Below are 25,915 nucleotides of genomic sequence, written 5' to 3'. Positions count from 1 at the left end.
GATCGTTATTCGTTCGGCGTTTTATGTACGTATTGAATTCACTATATGCTGAGTGGCATTTCTTATTGCTAAGTCATTAGACAATTATTTCCAGTCTGGCTGAGCTGTCTTACTATGATCGGGTGCACATAAAGCCGATTGGGCTGGTTGGAAATAACTATTCTCTAGCAAATAAGTGTTGTTAGCTTATGTATATGTCTTAGGTGGCTTCGGTTTTTCTTTTTAACCGACCAATAAAGCGCAAGGCCATATCAACATGTCCTCTAAACAAATTATCACTATTCTTGGCGCAACAGGCAGCATTGGAGTGAGCACGCTCGATGTGCTGGCGCGCTATCCAGAGCGTTATGAAGTTTTTGCTCTCACCGGGGCAAGCCAGTTAGAAAAACTTGCTGAGCAATGTGTGCAATTTAAACCACGTTATGCCGTGGTTTTAGATGCTTCCTCGGCTCAGCAGCTGTCCACTATGCTCAAAGATCATGGCTCGGCAACTGAAGTTTTATGGGGCGAAGCAGCGCTTAGTGATGTTTCAACGGCTCGTGAAGTAGATTTCGTCATGGCAGCCATCGTTGGCGCTGCAGGTATGCGCCCAACGTTGAATGCTGCCAAGGCAGGAAAACGTGTTTTACTCGCCAATAAAGAAACCTTGGTCTTGGCGGGCGCTTTGTTTATGGATGCGGTGCGCGAATCTGGTGCAGTGCTTTTGCCCATTGATAGCGAGCACAATGCCATCTATCAAGTATTGCCTCAGGCCTATCGCGAAAACCCATATGCAGATCGCCTGCAAAACGTTGGAGTAAAACGCATCTTACTCACTGCATCTGGTGGACCATTTCGCAAGATGGCGGCGCAAGACTTGGTCTTTGTCACGCCAGAACAGGCATGTAAACATCCTAATTGGTCTATGGGCCGCAAGATATCTGTTGATTCTGCGTCGCTGATGAATAAAGGCCTTGAGGTTATTGAGGCCCGCTGGTTGTTTAATGCGGCCGACAAAAATGATATTGCTGTCATCGTACACCCACAAAGTGTGGTGCATTCCATGGTGGAATACATGGATGGCTCGGTACTGGCGCAGCTAGGAAACCCTGATATGCGCACACCGATCAGCTATGGTTTGGCTTACCCGGAGCGTATCGAGGCTGGGGTAAAATCGTTGGACTTCTTTAGTGTTGGTCGCCTAGATTTTGAGTCGCCAGATCTTACTCGCTTCCCTTGTTTGCAACTGGCTTTTGATGCCTTAGCAGCAGGAGGCGCTGCCCCTGCTATTTTAAATGCTGCAAATGAAGTGGCTGTCGACGGTTTTTTAAATAAAGCGCTACGATTTACGGATATCCCTGTTTTGATTGAGTCCGTTTTGGAGCAGTGCGTTGCGACTAGTTCGACTGAATCGCTTGAGGCCTTGCTTGGGGCAGATCAGGCGGCGCGACAGGCTGCTCGAGCTTGGCTGCAGGGGCATTCATGCTAATTACTTTGCTGGCCTTTGTGATTGCGATGGGCTTATTGGTGTCTGTCCATGAGTACGGGCATTATCGCGTTGCTAAAAGCTGCGGTGTAAAAGTGTTGGTGTTTTCCATTGGTTTTGGCAAAACGCTTTGGCAGTGGCAGCGTGGGGAAACGCTGTGGAAAATCGGCATGTTTCCACTCGGTGGTTACGTCAGTATGCTCGATGAGCGGGAAGGCGAACCTATTGCCGCTGCAGAGCTACATCGCGCGTTTAATCGTCGTCCTCCCTTGGCCAAAATGGCGATTGTCATTGCCGGCCCGTTGGCTAATTTTTTGCTCGCAATTTTGATTTATTGGGGGCTCTCTTTGTCTGGTGTTGAGGCATTAAAGCCGGTGATCGGCTTTGTTAGCCCTGCATCTACGGCTGAAAAAGCAGGCTTTGCCAAGGGTGATGAAGTTATTTCATTGTCTGGCGCGCCCATTTTTAGCTGGGATGAGCTGCAATTAGGGTTGTTAGAGCACAGCGGTAACGCGGTAACAGTACCCTTGCAGCTTCGATCCATTAATGGGTCAGCGCGTGATATTTCCCTGGATTTAAGCCGTTTAAGTAAAGATGAAATTGATCAGCAGTTGTTGGCGCGCATCGGGATCTCCCCAGTTCCTTTGAGCTTGCGTATTGCTCAAGTCGTCGCTAAAAGTGCAGCGGACCAAGCTGGCATTATGGTGGGTGATGTGCTGCTGGCTATTAATGGCGTACCGCTGCGAGGCTGGGGTGATGTGCAGGCCAAGGTGTCGGGCTCAGCGAAGCAAACCCTCGTGATAAGTTGGAAACGTAATGGGCAAGTACTTGAACAAACAGTCTTTCCTCAGGCGGTCGTTGAAAAGGGCCGTACCGTTGGCAAGCTTGGACTGGCTCCATTTCCGGATGTAGACGCGTGGCAAAACCAAAAAATAGTGCGTCAATTTGGACTGGTTGAAGGCCTGCAATATGCGGTAGATAAAACATGGCAGGGTAGCCGGCTTACGGTGATTATGTTCTGGAAAATGCTTACTGGTTTGGTTTCGGTTAAGCAAGTGAGCGGCCCGATTACTATCGCAACGTATGCTGGAGATAGTGCTCGTTTGGGGGTAAATGCTTTTCTTGAATATCTATGCATTATTAGTATTAGTTTGGGGGTTTTAAACCTACTCCCCTTGCCGGTGCTTGATGGTGGGCATTTGATGTATCATACGGTAGAATTTTTGACGGGGCGGCGTTTGCCGCTTCAGGCTGAAGAATTTGGCCAGCGCGTCGGCATAGCGTTATTACTGGGTTTAATGTCCCTAGCGCTTTACAACGACATCTACCGACTTTTTCCCAGCCAATAGCAGCTCGCAGCTCGCAAATCGCAGTGATAAGTCCTATTGAAGCCCAGTTTTACAATTGTAAATCGGGTTTTTAATCTTTTTAACGTCGTGTGGGCTGAGCTTGTGTCATGCCTGCTAACTCATTAGTGACTCTTCAGAATAATGAAATTAAAATCGATAAACTTGTTGTTAGCGGCGGCGCTTGCCGGTGTTGCCTTACCTAGTTGGGCGGTTGAGCCATTCGTGATTCGCGATATTCGCGTTGAGGGCTTGCAGCGTACCGATGCAGGTACGATTTTCAATTACCTACCCGTCAAGGTAGGGGATCGCTTTGATGATGATCGCGCCCAAGAAGCGATCAAGGCTCTATTTGCCACGGGCTTTTTTAATGACGTGCGGGTTGAGTCAAATGGCCAGATTTTAATTGTTACCGTAGATGAGCGCCCAACCATTGCACAGATTAATGTCAATGGTTCCAAAATGCTGGAAAAAGACCAGATCAAAACTGCCCTTAAAAGTCAAAGTTTTGCTGAAGGGCGAATTTTTGACCAGAGTGTTTTAGACGCGGCCGTTCAAGAAATTAAACAGCAATATTATTCGCGTGGTCGCTATTCTGTGGTGGTAAAAACAGAAGTGACTAAATTAGAGCGCAACCGTGTTGGCGTGCAGTTAGATATATCTGAAGGCGAAGTCGCACGCATTCAGCAAATTAATATTGTGGGCAACAATGCTTTTTCTGAAGGTGATTTGCTGGACATGATGACGCAAACCACCGGTGGTTGGATGACTTGGTACACCAAGGCTGACCAATATTCCAAACAAAAACTATCTGCCGATCTAGAGCGCCTTCGTTCTTGGTATATGGATCGCGGCTATATTGAATTTAATGTTGAATCCACCCAAGTGGCTATTTCAGAAGATCGGGAAGGTATTTTCCTGACACTGAATATCTCTGAAGGCAAGCAATATGAAGTAAGTGACGTTAAAGTAATTGGCGACACGGTGCTTGATCCTGCCATCTTGAAGAAAATGATCACCTTGAATGCGGGTGAAACCTTTTCGCGCGAAAGTTTAAATCAATCTACAGCGGCCATAACGGATGCCTTGGGTAATGAGGGTTATGCCTTTGCCAACGTTAATGCAGTGCCGGAAATTGATCAAAAAAATAATAAAGTTGCGTTCACTTTTTATATTGATCCGGGCAAAAAAACCTATGTACGCCGGATTAATGTGAGTGGCAATTCTCAGACCCGCGATGTGGTGGTGCGCCGAGAATTACGCCAATTAGAATCTGCCGCTTACGATGGCTCAAAAATTAAACGCTCAAAACAGCGCCTAGAGCAATTAGATTATTTCGGTGAAGTTGTGGTTGATACCCCCTTGGTGCCCGATACGGCAGATCAAGTGGATATGAATGTGACGGTCACTGAGAAAAAATCAGGTAACTTTAATATTGGTGCAGGTTACGGCCAGAGTGAAGGGATTGTTTTAGTGTTGTCACTATCCCAAAATAACTTCTTAGGTAGCGGTAAGCAATTCGCCGTTGAAGTGAATTCAAGCTCATCTAATAAAGTGTATTCTCTGGGGGTCACTAATCCCTATGCCACGCCAGACGGCGTATCTGTAGGTTGGAATCTGTACCGCCGCGATACCGATCCTTCTAAGGTTGATTTGGGCAATTACACCACATCCTCTTATGGTTTTAATTCAAGAATTAGTTTGCCTTTAACTGAAACCAATCGAGTCGGTCTTGGTTTGGGTTTTGAAAGCCTTGCTATTCAAGCTGATGCGACTGCACCTCAGCATGTGCTTGATTTTGTAAATAACCAAGGAGCAAGAAATAAAACTTTCCCTGTCTCTGTGGATTGGGGGCGGGACACGCGTAATAGCGGTTCGTACCCAACATCAGGCTGGTTGCTGAGCTTGAACGGTGAAGTGACTGCGCCGTTCTCAGATGTCGACTACTACAAGCTGTCCACACGCAGCCAATACTTTATACCCTTTGGCAAAGAAATGAGCCTGATGTGGAATGTGGAGGGCGGCTATGGTCACTCTTATGGGGATAGCTTATATCCGTTTTATAAGAATTTTTACGCTGGTGGCGTAGGCTCTATTCGCGGCTTCCGTTCTGGCTCAGTTGGCCCTGTCGATAGCAAGGGCGATGGGATGGGGGGCGATAAGCGCATTATTAATAACTTTGAATTCTTCTTTCCAATCCCTGGTTTAAAAAATGATCGTTCAACGCGTTTAAGCGTGTTTGCTGATTCAGGTGCGGTATGGGGCGCAGGTAGCCGCCCACGTCTTGAAGAAATGCGTTATTCAGCAGGGGTTGCGTTCACTTGGGTTTCGCCAGTTGGACCGATCAAATTAAGCTGGGCAGCACCATTTAATGCTCAGCCAAATGATCGCGTTGAGCGCGGATTACAGTTCCAACTGGGTCAAGTATTCTGATTTTAGGAGTGTCTACATATGTTGAAATGGCCACGTGCGTTATTGTTTGGAATGGGCTTGGCATTCGTGTCCAGCGCGTTTGCTGCTGAAGTGAGAATTGGCTTTGTTGAGCCAGATCGTATTTTGCGTGAATCAGCGCCTGGCTTAAGGGCTGGCAAAAAACTAGACAAAGAGTTCGACGCCCGAAAAAACGAGGTGCAAAGACTTGCAACTCTAGGCAAAGCATTGCAACAATTGATGGACAAAGGTGCGATTGCTGAAGTTGATCGGCGTATAAAAGAGCGCGAGCTGATCAAAATGAATCAAGATTATCAGCGCATGATGCGTGAGCTAAATGAAGATATGAATACCCGTCGTAATGAAGAGTATTCAGGTTTGCAAGAGCGCGTAAGAACTGCAATTGAACAAATTGCTAAAAATGAAAAATACGATTTAATCGTACAAGATGCGGCTTGGTTTAACCCTAAAATTGATATCACCGATAAGGTGATAAAGCTTTTGGCGGATAAATAGACGCATGGCGCTTTCTTTGTCTTCTTTTATTGAATTGTTGGGTGGTGAGCTTCATGGTGCCGATGTCGCCATTTTGGGCGTTGCCTCTTTAGATCAAGCGGGTGAGGGGCAAATTAGCTTTTTAGCTAACCCTCGTTTGCGCGCCCAGTTGCAAAGCAGCTTGGCGGCGGCGTTTATTGTTCGCCCTACCGAAAGCGCTGCACTTGATCGCCCGCATATTACAACCCGTGATCCCCAGCTTTATTTTGCTAAAGTGGCTCAGCTGCTATACCCACAGCCTGTTGCCGTAGCGGGCATTCATCCGCGTGCGGTAGTGGATGAGTTCGCTATTGTTGCGGCTAGTGCACAAATTGGTCCAGGTGCCGTGATTGCTGCGGGTGCAAAGATTGGCGAGCGAACCATCGTGATGGCCAATGCCTATATTGGCGAGCAGGTTGAGATTGGGGGTGATTGTTTAATCCATCCTAATAGCAGTATTCATCATGGTGCTTTTATTGGGGACCGGGTCATTGTGCATAGCAATGCCGTGATTGCAGGGGATGGTTTTGGTAATGCGTGGGCTGGGGATCATTGGGAAAAAATCCCGCAACTTGGGCGTGTTTTGATCGGCAATGACGTAGAAATTGGTTCTTGCACTACGGTGGATCGTGGTGCGCTCAGTGATACTGTGATTGGCAATGGTGCACGTATTGATAACTTGATCCAAGTCGCCCATAACGTTGAAATCGGTGAGCACACCGCCATGGCCGCGTGCGTTGGGATTGCAGGCTCTACTAAGATCGGTGCGCGTTGCCAAATTGGCGGCGCAGTGATGATTTCTGGTCATTTAGAAATCTGCGATGGCACCACCGTATTGGGCGGCACTTTGGTGGCTAAAACAATTCGTGAACCAGGCGTTTATTCTGGCTCTTACCCGATGCAAACTCACGATGAATGGCGACATAATGCTGCACATTTGCGGCATTTGGACGATTTAGCTAAACGTATTAAGCAACTTGAAAAAGAACTACGGCATACTCAGTTGCCGGTTGGAGAATAAGAGTAATGAATCAAATTATGGATGTTTTAGAAATTGCTAAATGCTTACCACATCGCTATCCGTTTTTATTAATTGATCGCGTAGTTGAAATGGAGCTGGGTGTCTCTATTAAAGCAATTAAAAACGTTAGTATTAATGAGCCATTTTTTCAGGGCCATTTTCCAAACTATCCGGTTATGCCTGGTGTGTTGATTATGGAAGCGCTGGCACAAGCCGCGGGTGTTTTATCGTATAAAAGTTTAAAAGTACCTCCTTCGGAAGATTCGTTGTATTTCTTTGCAGGCATTGATAATGCGCGTTTTAAGCGCCAAGTGGTGCCCGGTGATCAATTGACTTTATGCGTACAAATCACGGCCAATAAGCGCGGTATTTGGAAATACAAAGCGCAAGCTTTTGTAGGCGACGAGCTGGCTGCTGAGGCCGATTTGATGTGTGCTCAACGCGACGTTAAGCGCTAATTATCAGAAGAATAAAATGCCTAAAATTCATCCTTCCGCCATTATCCATGACGGCGCAACGCTGGCAGATAATGTAGAGATCGGCCCATATTGCGTGATTGGCGAGCATGTCTCAATTGGAGCGGGTACACGCTTAGAGGCGCATGTTGTCATTAGTGGGCATACCCACATTGGCTGCAATAACCGCATCTATCCTTTTGCGAGTATCGGCTGCGATCCTCAAGATAAAAAATATGCGGGTGAACCTACACAGCTGCTCATTGGTGATGGTAATACCATTTTTCAAAATGTCACGATTTCTACGGGTACGTCTCAGGATAAGGGCATCACCCAAATAGGTAATGATAATTGGATCATGGCCTATGTGCATATTGCGCATGATTGCAAAATTGGCAATCACACCATTTTCGCCAATAACACGACCTTAGCGGGGCATGTGGAGATCGGTGATTGGGTCATTTTGGGTGGGTTTACCACCGTGCATCAATTCTGCAAAATTGCGCAACACGCAATGACGGCCTTTACTGCGGCGGTGGCGCAAGATGTGCCGCCTTTTGTATTGGCGGCGGGTAATCGCGCGGTGCCAAATGGCATTAATAGTGAGGGATTAAAACGCCGTGGTTTTAGTAGTGAGCAAATTACTAATATTAAACGCGCCTATAAAACGTTGTATCGCAAAAACATTCCTTTTGTAGATGCACGCCAAATGCTTGAGGAGCAGAGCTTGATTCAACCTGAGCTCCAGCCCTTTGTCGATTTCTTTGCAGCATCTACACGCGGAATTATCCGTTAATATGCAGCTATCCCATATTCAAGGTCGCCCGCGCATTGCGGTGGTGGCAGGTGAAGCCTCGGGCGATTTATTAGGCAGCCAGCTTATTTTGGCACTTAAAAAACGCCTCCCTCATGCCGAATTCTTTGGTATTGCCGGCCCTAAGATGCAAAGCGCAGGTTGTGCAACCGTTGTTCCAATGGAAAAACTGGCTGTGCGTGGCTATTTAGAAGTGATTCGGCATTTGCCTGAATTACTGAGAATTCGGCGGCAATTAAAAAAACAATTGCTCGCGAATAAGCCAGATTTATTTATTGGCATTGACGCGCCTGATTTTAATTTCTCTTTAGAAAAAGCCCTGAAACAAGCAGGCGTGCCCACTATTCATTATGTGGGCCCATCTGTTTGGGCTTGGCGCTCTGAACGGCTAAAAAAAATCGGCCAATGCGTTTCTCATATGTTGTTGCTATTTCCCTTTGAAGAGCAAATTTACCGAGATGCGCGTATTCCTGCCAGCTATGTTGGGCATCCGTTAGCTGAAATTTTTCCAGCAGAACCTAATCAGCTTGCTGTGCGTGAAGCATTAGAAATCCCCGATCAGCGTGCTGTATTTACTTTGTTGCCAGGTAGTCGGCAAAGCGAAGTAGAAATGCTGGCTACACTTTTTGTTGAAACTGCACAAAAACTTCTTGAACGCTATCCAAATGCGCTGTTTCTAGTGCCTTTTGTGACGCGCGAAACCCGCTTATTGTTTGAAAGAGCAATCTGGAAGCAGGGCGCGCAAGAGCTGCCGTTTCGCTTGATGTTTGGTCATGCACATGAGGCTATGCAGGCGGCGGATGTGATTTTGCTGGCTTCGGGCACCGCCACTCTGGAAGCGATGCTGGCCAGACGCCCGATGGTGGTGACTTATCGCCTATCGCCATTAACTTATCGCATAGTTAAAAGAAAATTACGCCTACCTTATGTTAGCTTGCCTAATGTATTGGCAGGGCAGTTTATTGTGCCAGAGCTATTACAAGACGATGCAACTTCTGACAACTTAGCGCAAGCGATGGCAAATTTATTTGATGATAAGCGTTTATCTAATGCATTAAGTGCCCGTTTTGCTGATTTGCACCATAGCCTGCGTTGTGATGCCGCCGAACGTGCTGCCGATGCAGTTTGCGCTGTATTAGGGGTGAAAATTTGAAGTTGATTTGTGGTGTGGATGAAGCGGGGCGAGGCCCTTTGGCTGGGGCGGTTTATGCGGCAGCGGTTATTTTGCCGCAACACTATGATTTACCAGGCTTAAATGACTCTAAAAAGTTGAGTGCTAAGCGCCGCGATGTGTTGTTTGATGCCATTAAATCTTGTGCGATTGCATGGTCGGTGGCGCAGGCCTCAATCGAAGAAATCGATGAATTAAACATTCTGCACGCCTCTATGTTAGCCATGCAGCGCGCCGTTGCTGGTCTTTCTGTTGTGCCTACGGAGGCTTTAATTGATGGCAATCGAGTGCCTAAGGGGTTAACCGTGGCGGGGCGGGCTATTGTGGGGGGGACGCGCTGGAGGCGTGTATCTCTGCTGCTTCAATTTTAGCCAAAGTGAGCCGTGATCGAGAGATCGAATCCCTTGAGGCTTTATATCCCGGTTATGGTTTTGCCCAGCACAAGGGTTACCCCACCGCACAGCATTTAGAGGCGCTAAAACGCCTTGGCCCTTGCCCCGTACATAGAAAAAGCTTTGGTCCGGTTATAAAGGCCAGCGCACAAGCTACACTTTGGTAAAAATCGATTAAATTTCATTCATTTCGTTTTAATCCATCTCATTGGTTGTAGCGCACTAATCAATATTCTAATATGCATCTTAAGTAAGTTATTTTATTAAGTCATCACAGGGAAGCTGACGCATGTTCGTCATTATTGGCTATATTTTCATGTGTGTTTGTATTCTGGGCGCTTACGCAGCACACGGCGGGCACTTGGGGACATTCTGGCAACCCTCCGAGTTGATTATTATTTTCGGCGGTGCGATTGGCGCGATGATTGCAGCGCAAGGCGCTAAGGGGATGAAGTCTACGATTGCGGCTTTGCCTCTTATGTTTAAAAGCTCACCATATAACAAGCCGTTTTATATGGATCTCTTTGCCATGATGTTTGAGATTCTCTCAAAAGTGCGTAAAGAAGGTTTAATGTCGATCGAAACTGACATTGAAGATCCCCATTCCAGCCCGATTATTTCCAAATATGCTTCCGTTTCACACGATCACCACTTAACCGAATTTCTGTGTGATTACCTACGCTTAATGGTGGGGGTAATCTTAATTCTATGGAAATTGAAAACTTAATGGATGTGGAACTAGAGGCGCACCACGCCGATGCGCATGTGGCCGTAGATGCGGTAACCAAACTTGCCGATGGTCTGCCTGCGTTCGGTATTGTGGCGGCGGTTATGGGGGTGGTTCACGTGATGGGTTCTTTACACTTACCTCCACCTGCCTTGGGTGAATTGATTGGTGCCGCTTTGGTGGGTACCTTTATGGGGATTTGGCTGGCTTATGGCTTTTTTGGCCCATTGGCAACCGTGCTAGAGAAGCAGGGGGCTGCCACTAGCATTGCTTTCCAAGCGGTAAAAGTGACTTTGCTGGCGAGTTTGAATGGTTATGCGCCGCAAGTTGCGGTTGAATTTGGCCGTAAAGCATTAAGTATTCACGAGCGTCCTAGTTTTAAAGAATTGGAAGAGCATGTTAAGAGTGCTAAAGGTAAGTAATCACAGATAGGTTGAGTGCAAAATGAGCGATGATTCACAACGCCCCATAGTTGTAAAACGCATCAAAAAAGGTGGGCATGGCCATCATGGCGGCGCTTGGAAAATTGCCTATGCCGACTTTGTAACGGCAATGATGGCGTTTTTCTTATTGATGTGGTTGCTGGGTTCGGTATCCAAAGGAACCATGAAAGGGATTACCAGCTATTTTGCCAACCCATTGAAAGTGTCGATGTCGGGGGAGATGGTGCAGGGGATGCTACGTCTTTGATTAAAGGGGGTGGCAATGATCTTACCCAGCAAGCAGGGCAAGTTAAGAAGGGCGATGTGGTTAGTGAATCCACTAAAGATAAAAAGCGCCTCTCCGAATTAAAACAAAAAATTGAAGCGTTGATTGATAGTAAAGTCAAAGAAAACTCTGCTTTGGCTAAGTTTAAAGATCAATTGAAGCTAGATATGGTGTCAGAAGGCTTAAGAATTCAAATTGTGGATGAGCAAAATCGGCCGATGTTTAAATCGGGCAGCTCAGAGCTTGAATCCTTTAGCCGTGGCATGCTGCAAGAAATCGCCCAGTTTTTGAATGAAGTGCCTAATTCGGTGTCTTTATCTGGGCATACTGATTCATCTAAATTTGCTGGTGGCGATAATGGTTATAGCAATTGGGAGCTCTCTGCTGATCGTGCCAATTCGTCGCGCCGTGAATTAGTAGCTGGCGGTCTGCCTGATAATAAAATATTGCGCGTCAATGGTTATGGTGACGTTGTGCCGCTAGACACGGGCAATATTTATAACCCTATTAATCGTCGAATCAGCATCGTGGTTTTGAATCACGATGCAGAAGATAATATTCGTGAGCAGGCGGGTAAAGGCCAAGAAGAAAAAGCCGAGCCTATTGCCACCATTCCAAAGCCGAGTAAATGACGCAGGCCGCTCGTTTTGCACTGATTCAATTAGGTGCAATATTAGGTGCTTCAGTATGCGTATTTTTTTTGCGGTTGCCCGCCTTATATTGGGCACTTATTGCGGGGGCTTTTTCTACTTTTGCGGCAATGCGTTGGCATGATAGAAAATGGTGGTGTCTAATTCACACGGCATTTCCCTTGTTTATCTTGCTGGCGATTAGTTTTTCAATTGACCCCCGCTGGTATTTGGCAGCATTTCTATTGTGTTGGATGGTTTTTGGTGGCGTATTACGCAACCGTGTGCCGTTATATTTGAGTAATAGCCAAGCCTTAGAACAGCTGGCCGAGCAAGTGCCACAAGGTGCACGCTTACTGGATATTGGCGCGGGTACGGGCACGGTATTAGCTTGGTTTATGCGCTATAGGCCCGATGTGCAAGCCGATGGGATTGAGTTTGCTTGGCTGCCTTGGTTGCTGGGTAGAATTCGTTTAGCCAATAGCGCAGCTGGCTGGCAACATGGTGATGCTTTTGCTGCCGATTTAGCAGAATACGATGTGGTTTATGCTTATTTATCCCCTGAGCCAATGGGTTTGTTATGGGAAAAAGCGCAAAAAGAAATGCGTCCTGGCAGCCTATTAATTAGCAATAGCTTTGATATTCCCAATGTGCCTCCACAGCGCGTCTGTAATATTGGAGACTGGAAAGGCAGCCGACTTTTAGTATGGAAAATCTAGCTCAAACTACTGCAAAAAGTAATGTTGCATGGCTTGCCTATTGGGCGCGTCGTGGCTTGCCTATTTTGCAATCTAGCAAAGAGCAATTGCAGGTGGCTTTGCGTCGTGCAGATCGGCTCCATCCTTCAGATTTGGCGGATATTGTTTTAAAGGATCCTTTGCTGACTGCGCAAGCGTTGCGCTATATTAATCTGCGGCAAAAAAATAGCTTGTCTGCGGATATCACCACTATCAATGGCATTGCGATGCTGATGGGTGTTGCGCCATTTATAGAGCATTTTATGAAAATGCCTATTTTAGAGGATATATTACAAGCCCATCCGCGCAGCATCGCCCGAATTCATAAGCTGATTGGCGACAGTCGCTTTATGGCTAAAATGGCGCGTGAGTTTGGTGGTGAGCGCTATGACGCGCATTTGGATGAAATTTTTATCTCTGCCTTGCTCAGCCGCATCCCTGAGATGCTAGAGCTAATTGCGCATGATACAGATGCAGCTGCCCCACCTGGACGAGATCACGCCTCTGCATTGTTCGCGGCGTGGTCATTACCCCCAACCTTAAGTCTTTTGCTAGCAGAGCCATCAGCGGACGCCTTGCCGCGGCAGGTGTTACAGCATGCTACTTTGCGCGTGGCTAGCTTGCTTGATCGAGGCTGGTGGCAAGCAGAGGCGAGGGGCTTATTGCAGCAGATGGCGGATGTGTTAAATACCAGTGTGGATGACGTTTGGCAGCGTACTAATCGCTTGATGCTGGTTTACGCACGTAATGAGCCACAAAAACAAGGTTGGCCTGCTGCACGTTGGTTGCCGATGTTACCAGGTGAGTGGCCTCTACCTGTTGCAGCTACACCTGCGGTGGCAACTCCCGTCGTTGCTGAGATAAAAGTTGAAAAAGATATTCTTGCGGAACGAATGCAAGCCTTGCATTTGGCTGGCGCTCAAGGTGCACCGGCTAATCAAATTATGACTTTAGCGGTGCGTGCGCTTGCTGAAGGGCTGGGCATGCGGCGGATTTTATTTGCACTCCTTGTGGCGGGCGAAAACGCGATTAAAGCGCGTTTTGCCCATGGTATCGATGCGACAGACCCAGCTCGCCAGCTGCATATCAAGTTGGATGAGCCGCATTTGTTGACGCGGCTTATGCTTAAACAACAAAGCATTTGGTTTAACCTTGGCAATGCCGCAACGCTAGCGCCGATGCTGCCCGTTGGTTTTCGTGAACAGGTTGGTAATAATGATTTTTGCGCCATGTCTATTTTTGTTGGGGACAAGGCGGTAGGGATTATCTATGCCGATCGGCAGGGTGGCGATAGCATCGCTGAAACCCACTATCAGCACTTTAAACAAATTGGCTTGCTTACTAGCCGTGCTTTATCTCATCATCCTGCACAGTCACGATGATTTTGTCTTAGGTTATCTATGCTTCTTATTTCTTCACGTCAAAATTCCTTTTTTAAAACGCTTTTAAAACTGGCTACAAGCCGCAAAGAGCGGCGTAAAACCCGACAAACCCTGTTGGATGGCACTCATTTATTGTTGGCATTGGCTGATGTGGGAGGTCAGCTTGAAAAAATTATTGTAACCCCCGCTGCCTTAGAAAGCCCTGAAGTGCAATCCTTATTGCAACGGTTTGCTGTGGCGCAAATCGTGTTAGATGAAGCCTTGTTTGCCGAATTAAGTGATTTACCCAGCACCACAGGTATTATGGGGCTATATGCCATTCCTGTAGCAATGGCCGCAAGGAAAGAGGGCTTTTGCCTGTTGCTAGATGGCGTGCAAGATCCAGGTAATGTGGGCACCATCTTGCGTACCGCGGCCGCCTTTGGCGTAGATCAAGTGCTGCTTGCGGATGAATGTGCGGATATTTGGTCGCCCAAAGTATTGCGTGCAGGCATGGGGGCGCATTTTGTTTTGGATATGCTTGAGCACATTGCCTTGCCTGCCTTTGCCGCTGATTTTAACGGCGCGGTCGCGGTAACGGTGCTCGAGCAGGCTGTGCCGCCTTACACTGTTCATCTTGCACAAAATTTAGCCTTGGTGCTTGGTTCAGAAGGGGCTGGGGTTTCAGCTGCCATGCAGGAGGTCGCCAACTTACGCCTAACCATCCCAATGGAGGGGCAAATTGAGTCGCTTAATGTGGCTGCTGCTGCTGCGATCCTTTGCTACGAGCGGCAAAGGCAGGTAAGCCTAGCTTAAGGGGTGTTATATTAAACTGTATTGTTAACCCACAAAAAGCCCTAAGCATATAAAACACCTAATGTAATGCTTAGGTTTTTTTATGAGGTCGTAGTGCCACATTTGCTCGTGACTTGTGTGCGTTTCTTTGGCAACGTATTTCTCAAGCCTGCAGAGTAACTACATTCCTTCCATCACATTTCGAGCATTAATCGATTGAATTGGGCGGGCGTTCATTGGGAATTCTTTTCTAAATCGGGCAATTTGACGGGCTGAAATACTCAAAGGGTTTTTCATCACTAGCCAGCGTACACCTTCAGAGCAAGGCGGGGTGGTGAGTGAACCCATAAAAGTATAAAAAGATTGATCGAGGGGCAGCAATGCAGCGGGGCTATAAGTAAGCTTATCAAATGTGCGGGTCTCATTATGCTCGCTTGGCATTTTGTCCCACAGCGCTTCGACTAAAGGATTGTCTTGCCCGCCTTGCTGAATCAGCGCAGCGACTACGGCAAGCTTGCCGTCTTCACTTTTGTGTACCAAGTGGGCGACCATCGGGTAGCGAATCCCACCGATTGCTTCTTCACTAGGGGTATGAAAGTGGAACTGTAAGAGTTGATATTTAGTCCCTAGGGCTTCAATAAAACTACCTGGATCAATGTTTAGCTGGATGGTGTGGCCGTTGTTAACCACCGTAATCTTAGTCATGCCATAGTTGAATTTTATCTTCTCCATTTCTTGCGCATAGCTGGTCGTAATATTAATAGGGGATTGCTCACGACCTTCTTTACATAGGGAAAAAGAGGGGCTCATCCCTCCCCAGTTTTCTGGTCCTGTACTTCCTTCATAGGCCCAGTGCCCGCCTGCATGCCGCGATGATGCATGGGCCGTACCATGAGCGGGGGCATGGCTTGATCGTTTTTTTGGGGCATGGCTAACGCTTGGATTGGGGATACCATGCCTACCTAGTGGGGGAGCTGCGTGAACGGGGGGGGTAAGTATTTCGCGGGCTGGCGGCTCTGCAGCGCTGGCCTTTGGTGCTTCTTTAGCCACTGCTTCATGGCTGGTTTTGGGGGGCTCATGACTAGGCTTACTCTCTGCTTTGCTTGGCGCGGCGTGGCTAGGCTCATTGCCCTGAGCGGAAGAAAAGATCAAACACAAAAACAGTGCGAAGTGGCGCATAACATCAGTTCCAAGTCAATATTGCTCATGTTTTTATAGGCTCTTTTGCAAGGAACTGTTAACGTTTGATGCAAATAAGCTAACAAAATGGCAAGATTGCCGCGTTATAATTTGTAAAACAACATTTGGGTTGAAATTTTATGAGTCAGCTTCCTATTCCTGATGGCGTACATTTTTTTGCTCACTTGCCGCTAGCTTGGCATGCCACTTTGCAGCAAAGCACATTTGAGGCCACTCGCTATCTGGCCGTGCTGGCTGAGTTTGAAGCCAGCAGCGACGAGCGTAATCATGCTCAAGAGGCGTTACATGCCAAGCTGGATTTGATGTTGCTTTGGACTGCCAAGCACCTAAGCCAAGATTTGCCTCCGGCTAAAGACGCTGTTATTGCTTTGGAAACGATTTCTTGGCTGGATGCAACGGCTTTGCCGATGGGCGCTCATGGCGCGCTGACGCTAAGCCTTTCGCGTATCTTTCCTTTTTCCCTGCAATTACCTGCTGAAATTATTTCATGTGCAGTGAGTGGGCAAGGCTATGCCATCACTGCTCGCTTGCAGTTAAAAGAAGAAGCCTTGCGCGATTGGTTTGAGCGCACCGTCTTTAGAAATCACCGTCGCATCGTGCATTCGGAACGCGGAGCCGCCGCATGATGCGTTTGCCGGATAAATGGCAGGATTTGGCGGGTGAGGTGTTGGTCAGTGCTAAATGGCAGCAGCTGAATGCGTTTTTAGCGGCAGAGCTTGCTGCCGAAAAAACCGTCTATCCACCGCGGCCTCTTTGGTTTGCGGCGCTCAATAGCGTCGCGCCTGAGGACGTTAAAGTAGTGATCTTGGGGCAAGATCCTTATCACGGCGCTGGGGAGGCGCATGGTTTGAGTTTTTCGGTGCCTATTGGTGTAAAAACGCCACCATCTTTAGTCAATATTTTTAAAGAAATTGCGCGAGATTTGGGGCACAGCCCACCACAGCATGGCAACCTAGAAAGCTGGGCGCAGCAGGGTGTTTTGCTCTTGAACTGTGTATTAACGGTGGAGGCGGATCAAGCCGCATCGCATGCGAAGCAGGGCTGGGAAAGTTTAAGCGATGCATTGATCAAATCGCTGGCCAAACGCTACCCGCATTTGGTGTTTATGCTATGGGGTGCTTACGCACAAAAAAAACAAGCGCTCATCGATAGTAGCCAGCATTGCATCTTATGCTCCGCCCACCCATCGCCACTATCGGTATATCGAGGGTTTATTGGTAATGGGCATTTCTCTGCGGCTAATCAGTATTTAATCGCGCAGGGTAAAAGTGCGATTGATTGGGAAATAAAAAATTAAGCCATTACTTGGCTCCAAGCTACGCTTCCTCTTTATTTTTAACAAAAATGTCTCATTGATGGATCAATGTTATGCCCTTGCCATCAGCAGCTTTGGGCTGATTGAGACAGATTTCGTGGGTTTTTGAGGCGAATAGCTAGCTATTCAACGAGAAAATGCGTGAAATGAGCCGGTGCTGTGCCCGTTACGGCGGAGGATAATGTCAATTGTGTGGTCTTGGCCGAAGACTGGGCGGGAGTGGCACAGGGTGTGTAAAATTTTTAGCTTTGGCTATTGGTGCGGGCATTGGTGGCCAGCAGCTATGGCCAGACTTTCAATCTATGACGCAAATAGGATTAGCTGCCGTGGCCAAATCCGGCTTTTCCGTAGTAGATCAGTCTTAAGTCCGACAGGTTGCTAGGAGCAGCACGAAACTGGCTGAATTCTAATTCTATTTAAGCGTCAAAAAAGAGAGTCGATAAAAAAATGAAAATACTTTTAAACCATCTTGGTTTTGAATTGGTAGGGCAAAAAAAAGCCATTATTGATGCGCCTGCTGATTTAATAGCTCGCCGTTTCAGTATCTACCTTGCTGGATCGCGCGAGCTGGCGTTTGCTGGGGAATTACAAAAAAGCGGTGGGGTGGATAATTGGGGAGCAGGAACTTGGCACTATTGGATTGCCGATTTTTCTGAATTAGCCGTTGAAGGTGAGTACTTTCTACTTATTGATGAGATCAGCCCGCCATTCGTGTCCGCCATGTTTGCCATAGCAAAGCGCCTATTTTCTGAGCAGATTCTGTCTGATCTTGTGCATTACATCAAAGGCCAGCGCTGCACGGGCCTGTATGATCAGGCCGATAAAAACCGCCCAAAGTGGGGGGGGAAGAGCGCCGTGATGTGCATGGAGGCTGGTACGACGCTTCGGGCGACTGCTCTAAATATTTAAGCCATTTGTCTTACGCTAACTTTATGAATCCACAGCAAACGCCGCAGGTGGTGTGGAATTTGATTGATGGTCACGCACAATTACCGCAGCAATCCAAATGGTTTAACGAAAGAATCGTCGATGAGGCGCTGCACGGCGCAGATTACCTGCTGCGTATGCAAGACCCCTTAGGCTATTTCTATATGACGGTGTTTGATCAGTGGTCTAAAGACGAAAATCGCCGTGATATTTGCGAGTATAAAACGCAAACAGGCGAGAAGTTTGATAGTTACCAAGCTGCATTTCGCCAAGGTGGTGGCATGGCGATTGCGGCGCTAGCGCGGGCTTCTGCGCTGCACCGCGACGGTGAATTTACCCGTGAGCAATATCTGCAAGCCGCCGAGTTGGGCTTTTACCATCTTGAGCAGCACAATATCGAGTACTTAAGTGATGGCACAGAAAATATAATTGACGATTACTGCGCCTTGCTTGCTGCTTGCGAGTTACTGTCTGAAAGCGGCAGCGCTAGCTACGCAGACGCCGCTGCACGGCGGGTTTTAAATCTGTTGGAACGACAAACGGTAGAAGGATGGTTTAAAGCCGATGCAATTGGCGAGCGTAGCTACTTTCATGCCGCCGAAGCGGGGCTGCCTTATATTGCCTTGATGCGTTTTATCGAAGTCGTTCCATCTTCGCCCTTAGTTGGGCGCATTAGAGAAGCACTACGGTTGGCTTACCAGTTTGAGTTCGCTATTACCTTTAACAGCGTGAATAACCCTTTTGGCTATCCACGGCAATTTGTAAAACAAGGGAATATTGGACAAGCGCAGTTTTTTATTCCACACGATAATGGTACAGGTTATTGGTGGCAAGGTGAGAATGCCCGTTTAGGCTCGATTGCTGCTGCGGCAGCAAGGGCGCAGCGTGTATTTTTTACAGAATTGCCCCTAGTCACACAATTGGCGCAATACGAGCAAGCTTGTTTGGATTGGATCTTAGGAGCAAACCCCTTTGATGCCTGCATGCTGCAGGGCTGGGGGCGTAATAATCCACGTTACGAAGTGGGCTTTTATAATGCGCCAGGCGGCGTATGTAATGGCATTACCAGTGGATTAGATGATCAAAGCGACATTGATTTTAAAACATCAGAGCTTGCCACCATGGCAAATAGCTGGCGCTGGACAGAACAATGGATGCCGCATGGGGCATGGCTATTCTTGGCGTTGAGTACACGAATTGGCAAAGATTAAATGTAGGGTGGGTACGCTTTTATGCCCACGCACCAATATATATACGACACATTATATTTAAAAAGGAATATGAAATGGCGATTGTAGTCACCGGAGCCGCAGGATTTATTGGCTCAAATATTATTAAGGGTCTGAATGCTCGTGGTGAAACCGATATTATTGCGGTGGATGATTTAAGCCTGCCCGATCAATTTAAAAATTTAGTGGATTGCCAAATTAGCCACTATGCCGATAAAGAAGATTTTATTGCGGATTTAAGCGATGGCCATTATGACGACGAAATCACCGCTATTTTCCACCAAGGGGCGTGCTCGGACACAATGGAGCATAATGGCAAGTATATGATGGATAATAACTATCAATATACGCTAGCCTTGTTCGATTGGTGTCAGATTGAGGAAGTACAGTTTTTATACGCTTCTAGCGCAGCAACTTATGGTAATGGCGATCATGGCTTTATTGAAACGCCTGATTGCGAAGCGCCATTGAATGTATATGGTTATTCTAAATTGCTATTCGATCAAGTATTACGCCAGCGGATGAATGAGTTAACTGCGCAGGCTGTTGGTTTTAGATACTTCAATGTTTACGGTCCGCGTGAACAGCATAAAGGCCGTATGGCTTCGGTGGCGTTTCATCACTTTAATCAATATAAAGAGAGCGGTAAGGTTAAATTATTTGGCGAATACGCTGGTTATGCCAATGGTGGACACACCCGTGATTTTATTTCGGTTGAAGACGTGGTGAAAGCCAATTTATGGTTTATGGATAACCCAGAAATATGCGGCATTTATAATCTAGGTACAGGTAAATCCCAGCCATTTAATGATGTGGCATTGGCGGTGGTGAATACTTGTCGTGTGCATGAAGGTAAAGCAGCTTTAACTTTAGAAGAAATGGTGACCCAGGGCGTGCTGGAATATATCGAATTTCCTGATGCTTTAAAGGGTAAGTACCAGAGTTTTACTGAGGCGGACACCACGCTATTGAGGGAGTCTGGCTACGATGAAGATTTCTTAACGGTAGCAGAAGGTGTAGGCCGTTATGTGGGCGTTTTACTGCATAAGTAGCAACTCAAATAAACTCAAAAGCCGGGCCATTTGCTCGGCTTTTCCCTTCTATATAGCACTTCGGGTCGCGTTTTTCGCGCTTGATTCCTCAGCTTTTACATTTTGTCGCTTACACCTACTCAACCCTGCTTTTGCCTATTACATTGCCATTGTCAACACAGTGTAATGGAGTAAAAATCATGCGGCTCACTTCACATTTACTTGTTTTGTTTATTGTTGCTTTGGTGCACATTGCCATCTATATGGCCATTGTTAATGCGCATGAAGAAAACATGAGAGACGCTCAGGCTTCTACTAATCCTGCTCAGTCTTATCAAGTTGCTTGGCATAAATAAAGGGCTCAATGTAGGCTGATGCACTCGCGTGCATAAGTCTATTTGGCGAGCGCTTAAGGCGCATTCTCAGGTTATGGATTACATCAGTTTGGTTGCCAGCAGGGAGGCAAAAAATATACGGCTCCGCTCGCCAAGAGTGGGATGCTTGCTTGCTGTCAGAGCCATCCAAGGATTGTACCCATAAAAAATGCCGCACTTTATAGGGTGCGGCATTCGTTTTCCTCACAGTTTGTTAGGCGCTGGCGCTAGCCAATGTTGGTTTGAGCATTTTCTCTTCACGTTTGGTTTTGTTGGCGGGTGTGTCGTTCAACATAGTCAGTGCCAGTAAAACCATGGCTGCGACACATGAGCCGATCAGCAGCATAAAGCCGCCATCCCAACCAAAATGATCCACTGTGTAGCCAACTACTGCGCTGGCTGCTACCGATCCGCCAAGGTAGCCAAATAGACCGGTGAATCCAGCGGCTGTTCCCGCTGCTTTTTTGGGGGCTAGCTCTAAAGCATGCAGGCCAATGAGCATGACTGGGCCATAGATAAAGAAGCCAATGGCAATCAGGGCGAGCATATCAACTGTTGGGTTACCCGCTGGGTTTAGCCAGTAAACAATGGTGGCTACGGTGACTAAACCCATAAAGAACAGGCCAGTTGCACCGCGGTTACCTTTAAATACTTTATCGGACATCCAGCCGCAAAGTAGCGTACCTGGAATGCCTGCCCATTCAAACAGAAAATATGCCCATGATGATTTATCTACTGAAAACTGCTTGGCTTCTTTTAAGTAAGTTGGGGCCCAATCTAATACGCCGTAGCGAAGTAAATAGACAAATACATTTGCAAAGGCGATATACCAGAGCAGTTTATTAGGCAGGATGTATTTTTTAAAAATCTCTTTGGCGCTCAGCTCAACTTCATGCTCAGCGTTATAGTCTTTTGGATAGTCGTTTTTATATTCTTCAACCGGAGGTAGGCCGCAGGATTGCGGCGTATCACGCATCACCACAAAAACCAATACGGCAATGGCGATGGCCGCAGCAGCAGGCACATAAAATGCCGAGCGCCAATCGTTGAACCAGCCCATGCCTAAAATAAACAGCGGGCCTATCATGCCGCCGCCCACGTTATGCGCGCAGTTCCATACCGAAACAACCGAGCCACGTTCTTTTTGGCTCCACCAGTGCACCATCGTGCGCCCACACGGTGGCCAGCCCATGCCTTGTACCCAGCCATTCAAAAATAGCAGGACAAACATAATCGTGACGCTGGACGTAGCCCACGGCACAAAACCCATAAATAGAAAAATAGCCGCAGAAAGGAGCAAGCCCAAGCATAAAAAGACGCGGGGGTTAGAGCGATCAGAAACCGCACCCATTAGGAATTTAGATACTCCATAAGCAATGGCGACGCCCGACATGGCAACGCCTAAATCGCCACGAGAAAACCCTTGCTCAACTAAATAAGGCATGGCAAGTGAGAAGTTTTTACGTACTAAGTAATAACCAGCGTAACCCAAAAAAATACCGAGGAAGAGTTGCCAGCGCAGCCTTTTATAGCTGCTATCGATTTTTTCTTCATCCATACGTGAGATATGGGGGGCGGGCTTTAAAAATTTAAACATTTGAGCGCTCCTTGTTCATTTGTCATGAAAGCCACATTGCTTAAGCGAGGAGTGGGCCAGCCAAGCAGCTGGCTGGAAAATTTAGTGAATACCGTGAGCCAGTGCAGCAAGTACCGCACCGGTGATTGAGCCCACTACAGGCACCCATGCGTAGCCCCAGTCGCTGTTTCTTTTTCCGGAAATAGGCAGTAGCGCGTGCATGATACGTGGGCCTAAATCACGGGCTGGGCTCATGGCATAGCCCGTTGTTCCGCCGAGTGATACACCAATTCCCAGTACCAATAAGGCAACGGGCAGGGCATCCATCGCACCGAGGGACATTTTTGGTGAAACCATGCTTAAAATCGCAAATACCAAGACAAATGTCGCGACGATTTCAGAAACTAAATTACCCGGTAGGCTGCGAATGGCTGGGCCGGTGCAAAATACGGCTAGTTTTAGATCGCTGTCTTCGGTGCTTTCAAAATGCTTGCGGTACATTAGCCACATCACCAATGCACCGGCCATGCCGCCTAACATTTGCGCGATGATATAACCCGTTACATCGTTCCAAGCAAACTTGCCCGCTACCGCTAAGGCAATCGTTACGGCTGGGTTTAAGTGTGCGCCGCTAATGGCTGCAACGCTAAATACACCAATAAACACGGCCATCGCCCAACCAAAGGCAATCACGATTAAGCCGCTGTTTTGCCCTTTGGTTTTATTCAGTAGTACATTGGCCACGACGCCGTTGCCTAATAAAACGAGTAGAGCGGTGCCAATAAACTCGGCAATTAATGGAGTCATTTTGCATATCCTTAGTATCTTGCCCGCAGGGCAGAGCTCGAATAAGTAGATTAAATCGCTTCGTGATTGGCCCAAGTTTTGGTTGCTTCAACCGCGCGATGCCAGCCTTTTAGGTATTGCTCGGCTTTTTCTGTTGGCATTTCGGCGCTAAAACGCTTGTCTAATTGCCACTGGCTTTGTACATCGTCAATGCTTTTCCAGTAACCCACGGCAAGGCCGGCTAGGTAAGCCGCGCCTAGTGCGGTGGTTTCGGTGATTTTTGGGCGAATCACGTCTGTGCCCAAAATGTCGGCTTGAAATTGCATTAACAGTGGGTTGACGCTGGCACCACCGTCGACGCGTAATTCTGGAATGCTAATGCCTGCATCGGCTTCCATTGCTTTCAGGACGTCAGCGGTTTGGTAGGCAATGCTATCTAGCGCAGCGCGCGCGATATGAGCGGATTGAGTGCCCAGTGTTGCGCCAAACAGAGAGCCGCGAGCGTCTTGATTCCAATGTGGCGCACCAAGCCCCGCGAATGCAGGTACTAAATACACGCCATCGCTATCACTGACTTGGCCCGCCAGTTCATTAACTTCGGATGATTTGCTGATCATGCCAAGGCCGTCACGCAGCCATTGCACCACTGCGCCGCCAATAAAAATACTGCCTTCTAATGCGTATTCCACACGGCCGCCAATTTGCCAAGCGATGGTGGTGATTAGGTTGTTGTTAGAAATAATCGGGGTTACACCGGTGTTCATCATCATAAAGCAGCCCGTACCGTAGGTGTTTTTAACCATGCCGGGGCGGGTGCATTGCTGACCAAATAGCGCCGCTTGTTGATCGCCTGCGATGCCAGATAAAGGCACGCGGCTGCCTAGTGTGGATTCATGGGTGTAGCCGTAAATTTCACTGGAAGAGCGGACTTCTGGCAGCATGCTGGCGGGGATATCCATCAACTCCAATAGGTCTTTATCCCAAGCTAGGGTTTGGATGTTAAATAGCATGGTGCGGGAAGCATTCGATACATCGGTCACGTGTACTTCGCCGTGGGTGTAGTTCCAGATCAGCCAGCTATCTATCGTGCCAAACGCCAGCTTGCCCGCATTGGCCAGCTCGCGTGCGCCTTCTACATTATCTAGAATCCACTTGATTTTGCTGCCAGAGAAATAAGCATCAACCGGCAGGCCAGTTTTGCTGCGGATGGAGGCTTCTAAGCCTTGGGCCTTGATCTCGTCGCAATAATGCGCGGTGCGGCGGTCTTGCCAAACAATGGCGTTGTATACCGGCAGGCCAGTTTCGCGATTCCACACCACGGTGGTTTCGCGTTGGTTGGTGATGCCGATACCTGCCAGCTGAGCGCTATCAATATTGGCGCGGGTAATGGCTTCGTGTGCCACGGTAGATTGACCGACCCAAATCTCAAGTGCGTCGTGTTCAACCCAGCCCGGCTGGGGATAGATTTGTTTGAATTCTTTTTGCGCCATCGAGATGATGTCGCCTGCCTGATTAAACAAAATTGCGCGTGAACTGGTTGTACCTTGGTCAAGCGCTAAAATGTATTTTTCTTTCACTTTTATCCCCTTTATAACTGTGCGGCAAGCGATGAGCGGTCGGTGTGTGCTTGTTGTTTAAATGCCCCCGTATCTCTGGCGGACGAGTGGGCGAAAGGCAAGGAAATTGGCTTTGACTGATAAATGTTACTTTTTGATTGTTTTTGATTTTAATCGTTGCAACGGTGATTAAAATTAGGGAATGCCGCAGCTTGTAATCAATTTTTTTTGACTACAAAAGAACTAGTACGCGTGTTTTCAACGGTGTGCGGATCTGGGGCGTGTTTTTTGTTTGTTGCATATTTATGCAAAGTGAGAGAAATTAATTAAAAAAAATGGCTGAAATCGTGTTTAGCATGAGTGGAAAAAGGGTTGGCGCTGGGTCTTGCCGAGGCGCACGGAGGAATATGACTGCTTTTTGGTGTCATATGAAGCCTGATACCCTTGAAAAAGTGATGGGTATCTTGTAAAGCCACAATTCAAGAGGGGTGTTTTATGGAGCGCTCTAGCTGAATGGGTTTTGCAAGTTTGATGAAAAAGTCATCAATAAAAACTAGCTGACATTTGGCTCTGCCGAGGCAACGTAGAGTTGGGTTTTTGATTCTTTAATCACGTTTTCCATCGCTATATCGACGGGCTTATCGGTAAATAACGCGGTAATTTGGGATAGGTGGCCTTGGCGTGCCAAAGCTGGGCGGCCAAATTTGGAGTGATCGGCCACCAAAAACACGTGGCGCGATTGCTTAATTATCGCCTCGGCGGTACGTACCTCTCTAAAATCAAAATCGCGCAGCGTGCCATCGGCCTCAATGCTAGAAATGCCGATAATGCCGTAATCCACTTTAAATTGATTAATAAAGTCGATGGTGGCCTCGCCAGTAATGCCACGATCTCGCCCCCGCACCATACCGCCCGCAATAATCACCTCGCAATCGTGATAAGTGCACATCATCGCCGCAACATTCAAATTATTGGTAATCACATGTAGACCGTGATGATGGCGCAATGCTTTGGCTACTTCCTCTGTTGTGGTGCCTAAATTAATGAATAAAGAGGCGTTGTTAGGAATGTGGGCGGCAACTTGTTCGGCAATGCGTTGTTTTTCTTCGATTAGCAACACTTGGCGTGCGGCATAGGCCACGTTTTCTACGCTGGAGAGTGTGCTGACACCTCCGTGTAGTTTTTGCACTAGCTTGTTTTCAACCAGCTGATGAATGTCACGGCGGATGGTTTGCTGGGTGACATTAAAGTGCTCTGCCAGCTTGTCTACGCTGACATACGCTTCTCTTTGCACCCATTTTAAAAGTTCTTGTTGGCGTAAATTAAGAATCATACA

General features: G+C 47.5%; 26 protein-coding genes and 1 pseudogene. 22 read left to right on the top strand and 5 right to left on the bottom strand.

What is annotated here, in order from left to right; genetic code table 11:
* The first annotated feature begins 256 nt into the window (after positions 1–256).
* The 16 genes and pseudogenes from ispC (at position 257) to C1H71_RS18475 (ending at position 14,606) form a co-directional block, all read left to right on the top strand.
* Complete coding sequence (ispC, locus tag C1H71_RS18540; protein WP_130107888.1) at positions 257–1,468, top strand: 1-deoxy-D-xylulose-5-phosphate reductoisomerase; 1,212 nt, start codon at positions 257–259, stop codon at positions 1,466–1,468.
* Positions 1,462–2,814 (top strand): RIP metalloprotease RseP, encoded by a 1,353-nt coding sequence (rseP, locus tag C1H71_RS18535; protein WP_130107887.1) that lies wholly within the window; start codon positions 1,462–1,464, stop codon positions 2,812–2,814. The genes ispC and rseP overlap by 7 nt, the downstream gene beginning before the upstream one ends.
* 141 nt (positions 2,815–2,955) lie before the next feature.
* Positions 2,956–5,244 (top strand): outer membrane protein assembly factor BamA, encoded by a 2,289-nt coding sequence (gene bamA / locus C1H71_RS18530; RefSeq protein WP_130107886.1) that lies wholly within the window; start codon positions 2,956–2,958, stop codon positions 5,242–5,244.
* 18 nt (positions 5,245–5,262) lie between these two features.
* A complete protein-coding gene (locus tag C1H71_RS18525; RefSeq protein ID WP_262488328.1) occupies positions 5,263–5,757 on the top strand; it encodes an OmpH family outer membrane protein in 495 nt (164 codons plus the stop codon).
* A gap of 16 nt (positions 5,758–5,773) precedes the next feature.
* A complete protein-coding gene (gene lpxD / locus C1H71_RS18520) occupies positions 5,774–6,796 on the top strand; it encodes a UDP-3-O-(3-hydroxymyristoyl)glucosamine N-acyltransferase (protein ID WP_308418294.1) in 1,023 nt (340 codons plus the stop codon).
* Between the two features lie 5 nt (positions 6,797–6,801).
* On the top strand, positions 6,802–7,254 hold the full coding sequence (fabZ, locus tag C1H71_RS18515) for a 3-hydroxyacyl-ACP dehydratase FabZ (protein ID WP_223145925.1): 453 nt from the start codon (positions 6,802–6,804) through the stop codon (positions 7,252–7,254).
* A gap of 16 nt (positions 7,255–7,270) precedes the next feature.
* A complete protein-coding gene (lpxA, locus tag C1H71_RS18510; RefSeq protein WP_130107884.1) occupies positions 7,271–8,047 on the top strand; it encodes an acyl-ACP--UDP-N-acetylglucosamine O-acyltransferase in 777 nt (258 codons plus the stop codon).
* A 1-nt stretch (position 8,048) separates the two neighbouring features.
* Positions 8,049–9,218 (top strand): lipid-A-disaccharide synthase, encoded by a 1,170-nt coding sequence (lpxB, locus tag C1H71_RS18505; protein ID WP_130107883.1) that lies wholly within the window; start codon positions 8,049–8,051, stop codon positions 9,216–9,218.
* Between the two features lie 2 nt (positions 9,219–9,220).
* Positions 9,221–9,795, top strand: a pseudogene (gene rnhB / locus C1H71_RS18500) (ribonuclease HII).
* Between the two features lie 122 nt (positions 9,796–9,917).
* Positions 9,918–10,355 (top strand): motility-associated protein, encoded by a 438-nt coding sequence (locus tag C1H71_RS21670; protein WP_262488327.1) that lies wholly within the window; start codon positions 9,918–9,920, stop codon positions 10,353–10,355.
* The gene (locus C1H71_RS21665; RefSeq protein WP_262488326.1) at positions 10,337–10,777 is read left to right on the top strand and encodes a MotA/TolQ/ExbB proton channel family protein; all 441 of its coding nucleotides are present in this window, start codon (positions 10,337–10,339) and stop codon (positions 10,775–10,777) included. Before C1H71_RS21670 ends, C1H71_RS21665 begins: the two co-directional genes overlap by 19 nt.
* Before the next feature lie 22 nt (positions 10,778–10,799).
* Positions 10,800–11,045: a flagellar motor protein MotB gene (locus C1H71_RS21835; RefSeq protein WP_308418293.1), complete on the top strand. Its 246-nt coding sequence runs from the start codon at positions 10,800–10,802 to the stop codon at positions 11,043–11,045.
* The gene (locus tag C1H71_RS18490; protein ID WP_308418292.1) at positions 11,042–11,695 is read left to right on the top strand and encodes an OmpA family protein; all 654 of its coding nucleotides are present in this window, start codon (positions 11,042–11,044) and stop codon (positions 11,693–11,695) included. Before C1H71_RS21835 ends, C1H71_RS18490 begins: the two co-directional genes overlap by 4 nt.
* Complete coding sequence (locus C1H71_RS18485; RefSeq protein WP_130107882.1) at positions 11,692–12,411, top strand: class I SAM-dependent methyltransferase; 720 nt, start codon at positions 11,692–11,694, stop codon at positions 12,409–12,411. The genes C1H71_RS18490 and C1H71_RS18485 overlap by 4 nt, the downstream gene beginning before the upstream one ends.
* The gene (locus tag C1H71_RS18480; RefSeq protein ID WP_130107881.1) at positions 12,399–13,811 is read left to right on the top strand and encodes an HDOD domain-containing protein; all 1,413 of its coding nucleotides are present in this window, start codon (positions 12,399–12,401) and stop codon (positions 13,809–13,811) included. Before C1H71_RS18485 ends, C1H71_RS18480 begins: the two co-directional genes overlap by 13 nt.
* 18 nt (positions 13,812–13,829) lie before the next feature.
* On the top strand, positions 13,830–14,606 hold the full coding sequence (locus C1H71_RS18475) for a TrmH family RNA methyltransferase (protein ID WP_130107880.1): 777 nt from the start codon (positions 13,830–13,832) through the stop codon (positions 14,604–14,606).
* Between the two features lie 159 nt (positions 14,607–14,765).
* Here the strand turns inward: C1H71_RS18475 and C1H71_RS18470 are convergent, their stop codons facing one another.
* The gene (locus tag C1H71_RS18470) at positions 14,766–15,764 is read right to left on the bottom strand and encodes a carbonic anhydrase (RefSeq protein WP_130107879.1); all 999 of its coding nucleotides are present in this window, start codon (positions 15,762–15,764) and stop codon (positions 14,766–14,768) included.
* Positions 15,765–15,904: 140 nt separating this feature from the next.
* Between C1H71_RS18470 and C1H71_RS18465 the strand changes: the two genes are divergently transcribed.
* From C1H71_RS18465 to C1H71_RS20815, 6 genes are all read left to right on the top strand, one after another.
* Entirely contained in the window at positions 15,905–16,411 is a 507-nt protein-coding gene (locus C1H71_RS18465) for a PilZ domain-containing protein (RefSeq protein ID WP_130107878.1), read from the top strand.
* Positions 16,408–17,082 carry a uracil-DNA glycosylase gene (gene ung, locus C1H71_RS18460; RefSeq protein ID WP_130107877.1) on the top strand — a complete coding sequence of 225 codons (675 nt, stop codon included), beginning with the start codon at positions 16,408–16,410 and terminating at the stop codon, positions 17,080–17,082. The genes C1H71_RS18465 and ung overlap by 4 nt, the downstream gene beginning before the upstream one ends.
* A gap of 465 nt (positions 17,083–17,547) precedes the next feature.
* The gene (locus C1H71_RS21660) at positions 17,548–18,009 is read left to right on the top strand and encodes a cellulase N-terminal Ig-like domain-containing protein (RefSeq protein WP_262488325.1); all 462 of its coding nucleotides are present in this window, start codon (positions 17,548–17,550) and stop codon (positions 18,007–18,009) included.
* Complete coding sequence (locus tag C1H71_RS18455; RefSeq protein ID WP_308418291.1) at positions 17,937–19,238, top strand: glycoside hydrolase family 9 protein; 1,302 nt, start codon at positions 17,937–17,939, stop codon at positions 19,236–19,238. Before C1H71_RS21660 ends, C1H71_RS18455 begins: the two co-directional genes overlap by 73 nt.
* A 74-nt stretch (positions 19,239–19,312) precedes the next feature.
* Positions 19,313–20,308 carry an ADP-glyceromanno-heptose 6-epimerase gene (gene rfaD / locus C1H71_RS18450; protein ID WP_130107876.1) on the top strand — a complete coding sequence of 332 codons (996 nt, stop codon included), beginning with the start codon at positions 19,313–19,315 and terminating at the stop codon, positions 20,306–20,308.
* A gap of 179 nt (positions 20,309–20,487) precedes the next feature.
* Positions 20,488–20,643, top strand: a complete 156-nt coding sequence (locus C1H71_RS20815; RefSeq protein ID WP_188053402.1) for a hypothetical protein — start codon at positions 20,488–20,490, stop codon at positions 20,641–20,643.
* Between the two features lie 232 nt (positions 20,644–20,875).
* Here the strand turns inward: C1H71_RS20815 and glpT are convergent, their stop codons facing one another.
* The 4 genes from glpT to C1H71_RS18430 form a co-directional block, all read right to left on the bottom strand.
* Positions 20,876–22,258 carry a glycerol-3-phosphate transporter gene (gene glpT / locus C1H71_RS18445; protein WP_130107875.1) on the bottom strand — a complete coding sequence of 461 codons (1,383 nt, stop codon included), beginning with the start codon at positions 22,256–22,258 and terminating at the stop codon, positions 20,876–20,878.
* An 81-nt stretch (positions 22,259–22,339) separates the two neighbouring features.
* Complete coding sequence (locus C1H71_RS18440; RefSeq protein WP_130107874.1) at positions 22,340–23,044, bottom strand: MIP/aquaporin family protein; 705 nt, start codon at positions 23,042–23,044, stop codon at positions 22,340–22,342.
* A 50-nt stretch (positions 23,045–23,094) separates the two neighbouring features.
* Entirely contained in the window at positions 23,095–24,600 is a 1,506-nt protein-coding gene (glpK, locus tag C1H71_RS18435) for a glycerol kinase GlpK (protein WP_130107873.1), read from the bottom strand.
* Positions 24,601–25,132: 532 nt separating this feature from the next.
* A complete protein-coding gene (locus tag C1H71_RS18430) occupies positions 25,133–25,912 on the bottom strand; it encodes a DeoR/GlpR family DNA-binding transcription regulator (protein ID WP_130107872.1) in 780 nt (259 codons plus the stop codon).
* Positions 25,913–25,915 lie beyond the last annotated feature (3 nt).

Origin of the sequence: Iodobacter fluviatilis, assembly GCF_004194535.1 — a bacterium.
Taxonomy (GTDB): Bacteria; Pseudomonadota; Gammaproteobacteria; order Burkholderiales; family Chitinibacteraceae; genus Iodobacter; species Iodobacter fluviatilis_A.
This window is presented reverse-complemented; position numbering and strand designations above follow the sequence as displayed.

Bases quoted from the DNA above. Each gene is read 5' to 3' on its own strand.
- C1H71_RS18465 (WP_130107878.1), top strand. From the start codon at position 15,905: ATGAGTCAGCTTCCTATTCCTGATGGCGTACATTTTTTTGCTCACTTG.
- rseP (WP_130107887.1), top strand. From the start codon at position 1,462: ATGCTAATTACTTTGCTGGCCTTTGTGATTGCGATGGGCTTATTGGTG.
- C1H71_RS18485 (WP_130107882.1), top strand. From the start codon at position 11,692: ATGACGCAGGCCGCTCGTTTTGCACTGATTCAATTAGGTGCAATATTA.
- ispC (WP_130107888.1), top strand. From the start codon at position 257: ATGTCCTCTAAACAAATTATCACTATTCTTGGCGCAACAGGCAGCATT.
- C1H71_RS21670 (WP_262488327.1), top strand. From the start codon at position 9,918: ATGTTCGTCATTATTGGCTATATTTTCATGTGTGTTTGTATTCTGGGC.
- lpxB (WP_130107883.1), top strand. From the start codon at position 8,049: ATGCAGCTATCCCATATTCAAGGTCGCCCGCGCATTGCGGTGGTGGCA.
- bamA (WP_130107886.1), top strand. From the start codon at position 2,956: ATGAAATTAAAATCGATAAACTTGTTGTTAGCGGCGGCGCTTGCCGGT.
- C1H71_RS21835 (WP_308418293.1), top strand. From the start codon at position 10,800: ATGAGCGATGATTCACAACGCCCCATAGTTGTAAAACGCATCAAAAAA.
- C1H71_RS21660 (WP_262488325.1), top strand. From the start codon at position 17,548: ATGAAAATACTTTTAAACCATCTTGGTTTTGAATTGGTAGGGCAAAAA.
- ung (WP_130107877.1), top strand. From the start codon at position 16,408: ATGATGCGTTTGCCGGATAAATGGCAGGATTTGGCGGGTGAGGTGTTG.
- lpxA (WP_130107884.1), top strand. From the start codon at position 7,271: ATGCCTAAAATTCATCCTTCCGCCATTATCCATGACGGCGCAACGCTG.
- C1H71_RS18525 (WP_262488328.1), top strand. From the start codon at position 5,263: ATGTTGAAATGGCCACGTGCGTTATTGTTTGGAATGGGCTTGGCATTC.
- C1H71_RS21665 (WP_262488326.1), top strand. From the start codon at position 10,337: ATGGAAATTGAAAACTTAATGGATGTGGAACTAGAGGCGCACCACGCC.
- C1H71_RS18440 (WP_130107874.1), bottom strand. From the start codon at position 23,044: ATGACTCCATTAATTGCCGAGTTTATTGGCACCGCTCTACTCGTTTTA.
- C1H71_RS20815 (WP_188053402.1), top strand. From the start codon at position 20,488: ATGCGGCTCACTTCACATTTACTTGTTTTGTTTATTGTTGCTTTGGTG.
- C1H71_RS18430 (WP_130107872.1), bottom strand. From the start codon at position 25,912: ATGATTCTTAATTTACGCCAACAAGAACTTTTAAAATGGGTGCAAAGA.
- C1H71_RS18475 (WP_130107880.1), top strand. From the start codon at position 13,830: ATGCTTCTTATTTCTTCACGTCAAAATTCCTTTTTTAAAACGCTTTTA.
- C1H71_RS18470 (WP_130107879.1), bottom strand. From the start codon at position 15,764: ATGCGCCACTTCGCACTGTTTTTGTGTTTGATCTTTTCTTCCGCTCAG.
- C1H71_RS18480 (WP_130107881.1), top strand. From the start codon at position 12,399: ATGGAAAATCTAGCTCAAACTACTGCAAAAAGTAATGTTGCATGGCTT.
- fabZ (WP_223145925.1), top strand. From the start codon at position 6,802: ATGAATCAAATTATGGATGTTTTAGAAATTGCTAAATGCTTACCACAT.
- glpT (WP_130107875.1), bottom strand. From the start codon at position 22,258: ATGTTTAAATTTTTAAAGCCCGCCCCCCATATCTCACGTATGGATGAA.
- rfaD (WP_130107876.1), top strand. From the start codon at position 19,313: ATGGCGATTGTAGTCACCGGAGCCGCAGGATTTATTGGCTCAAATATT.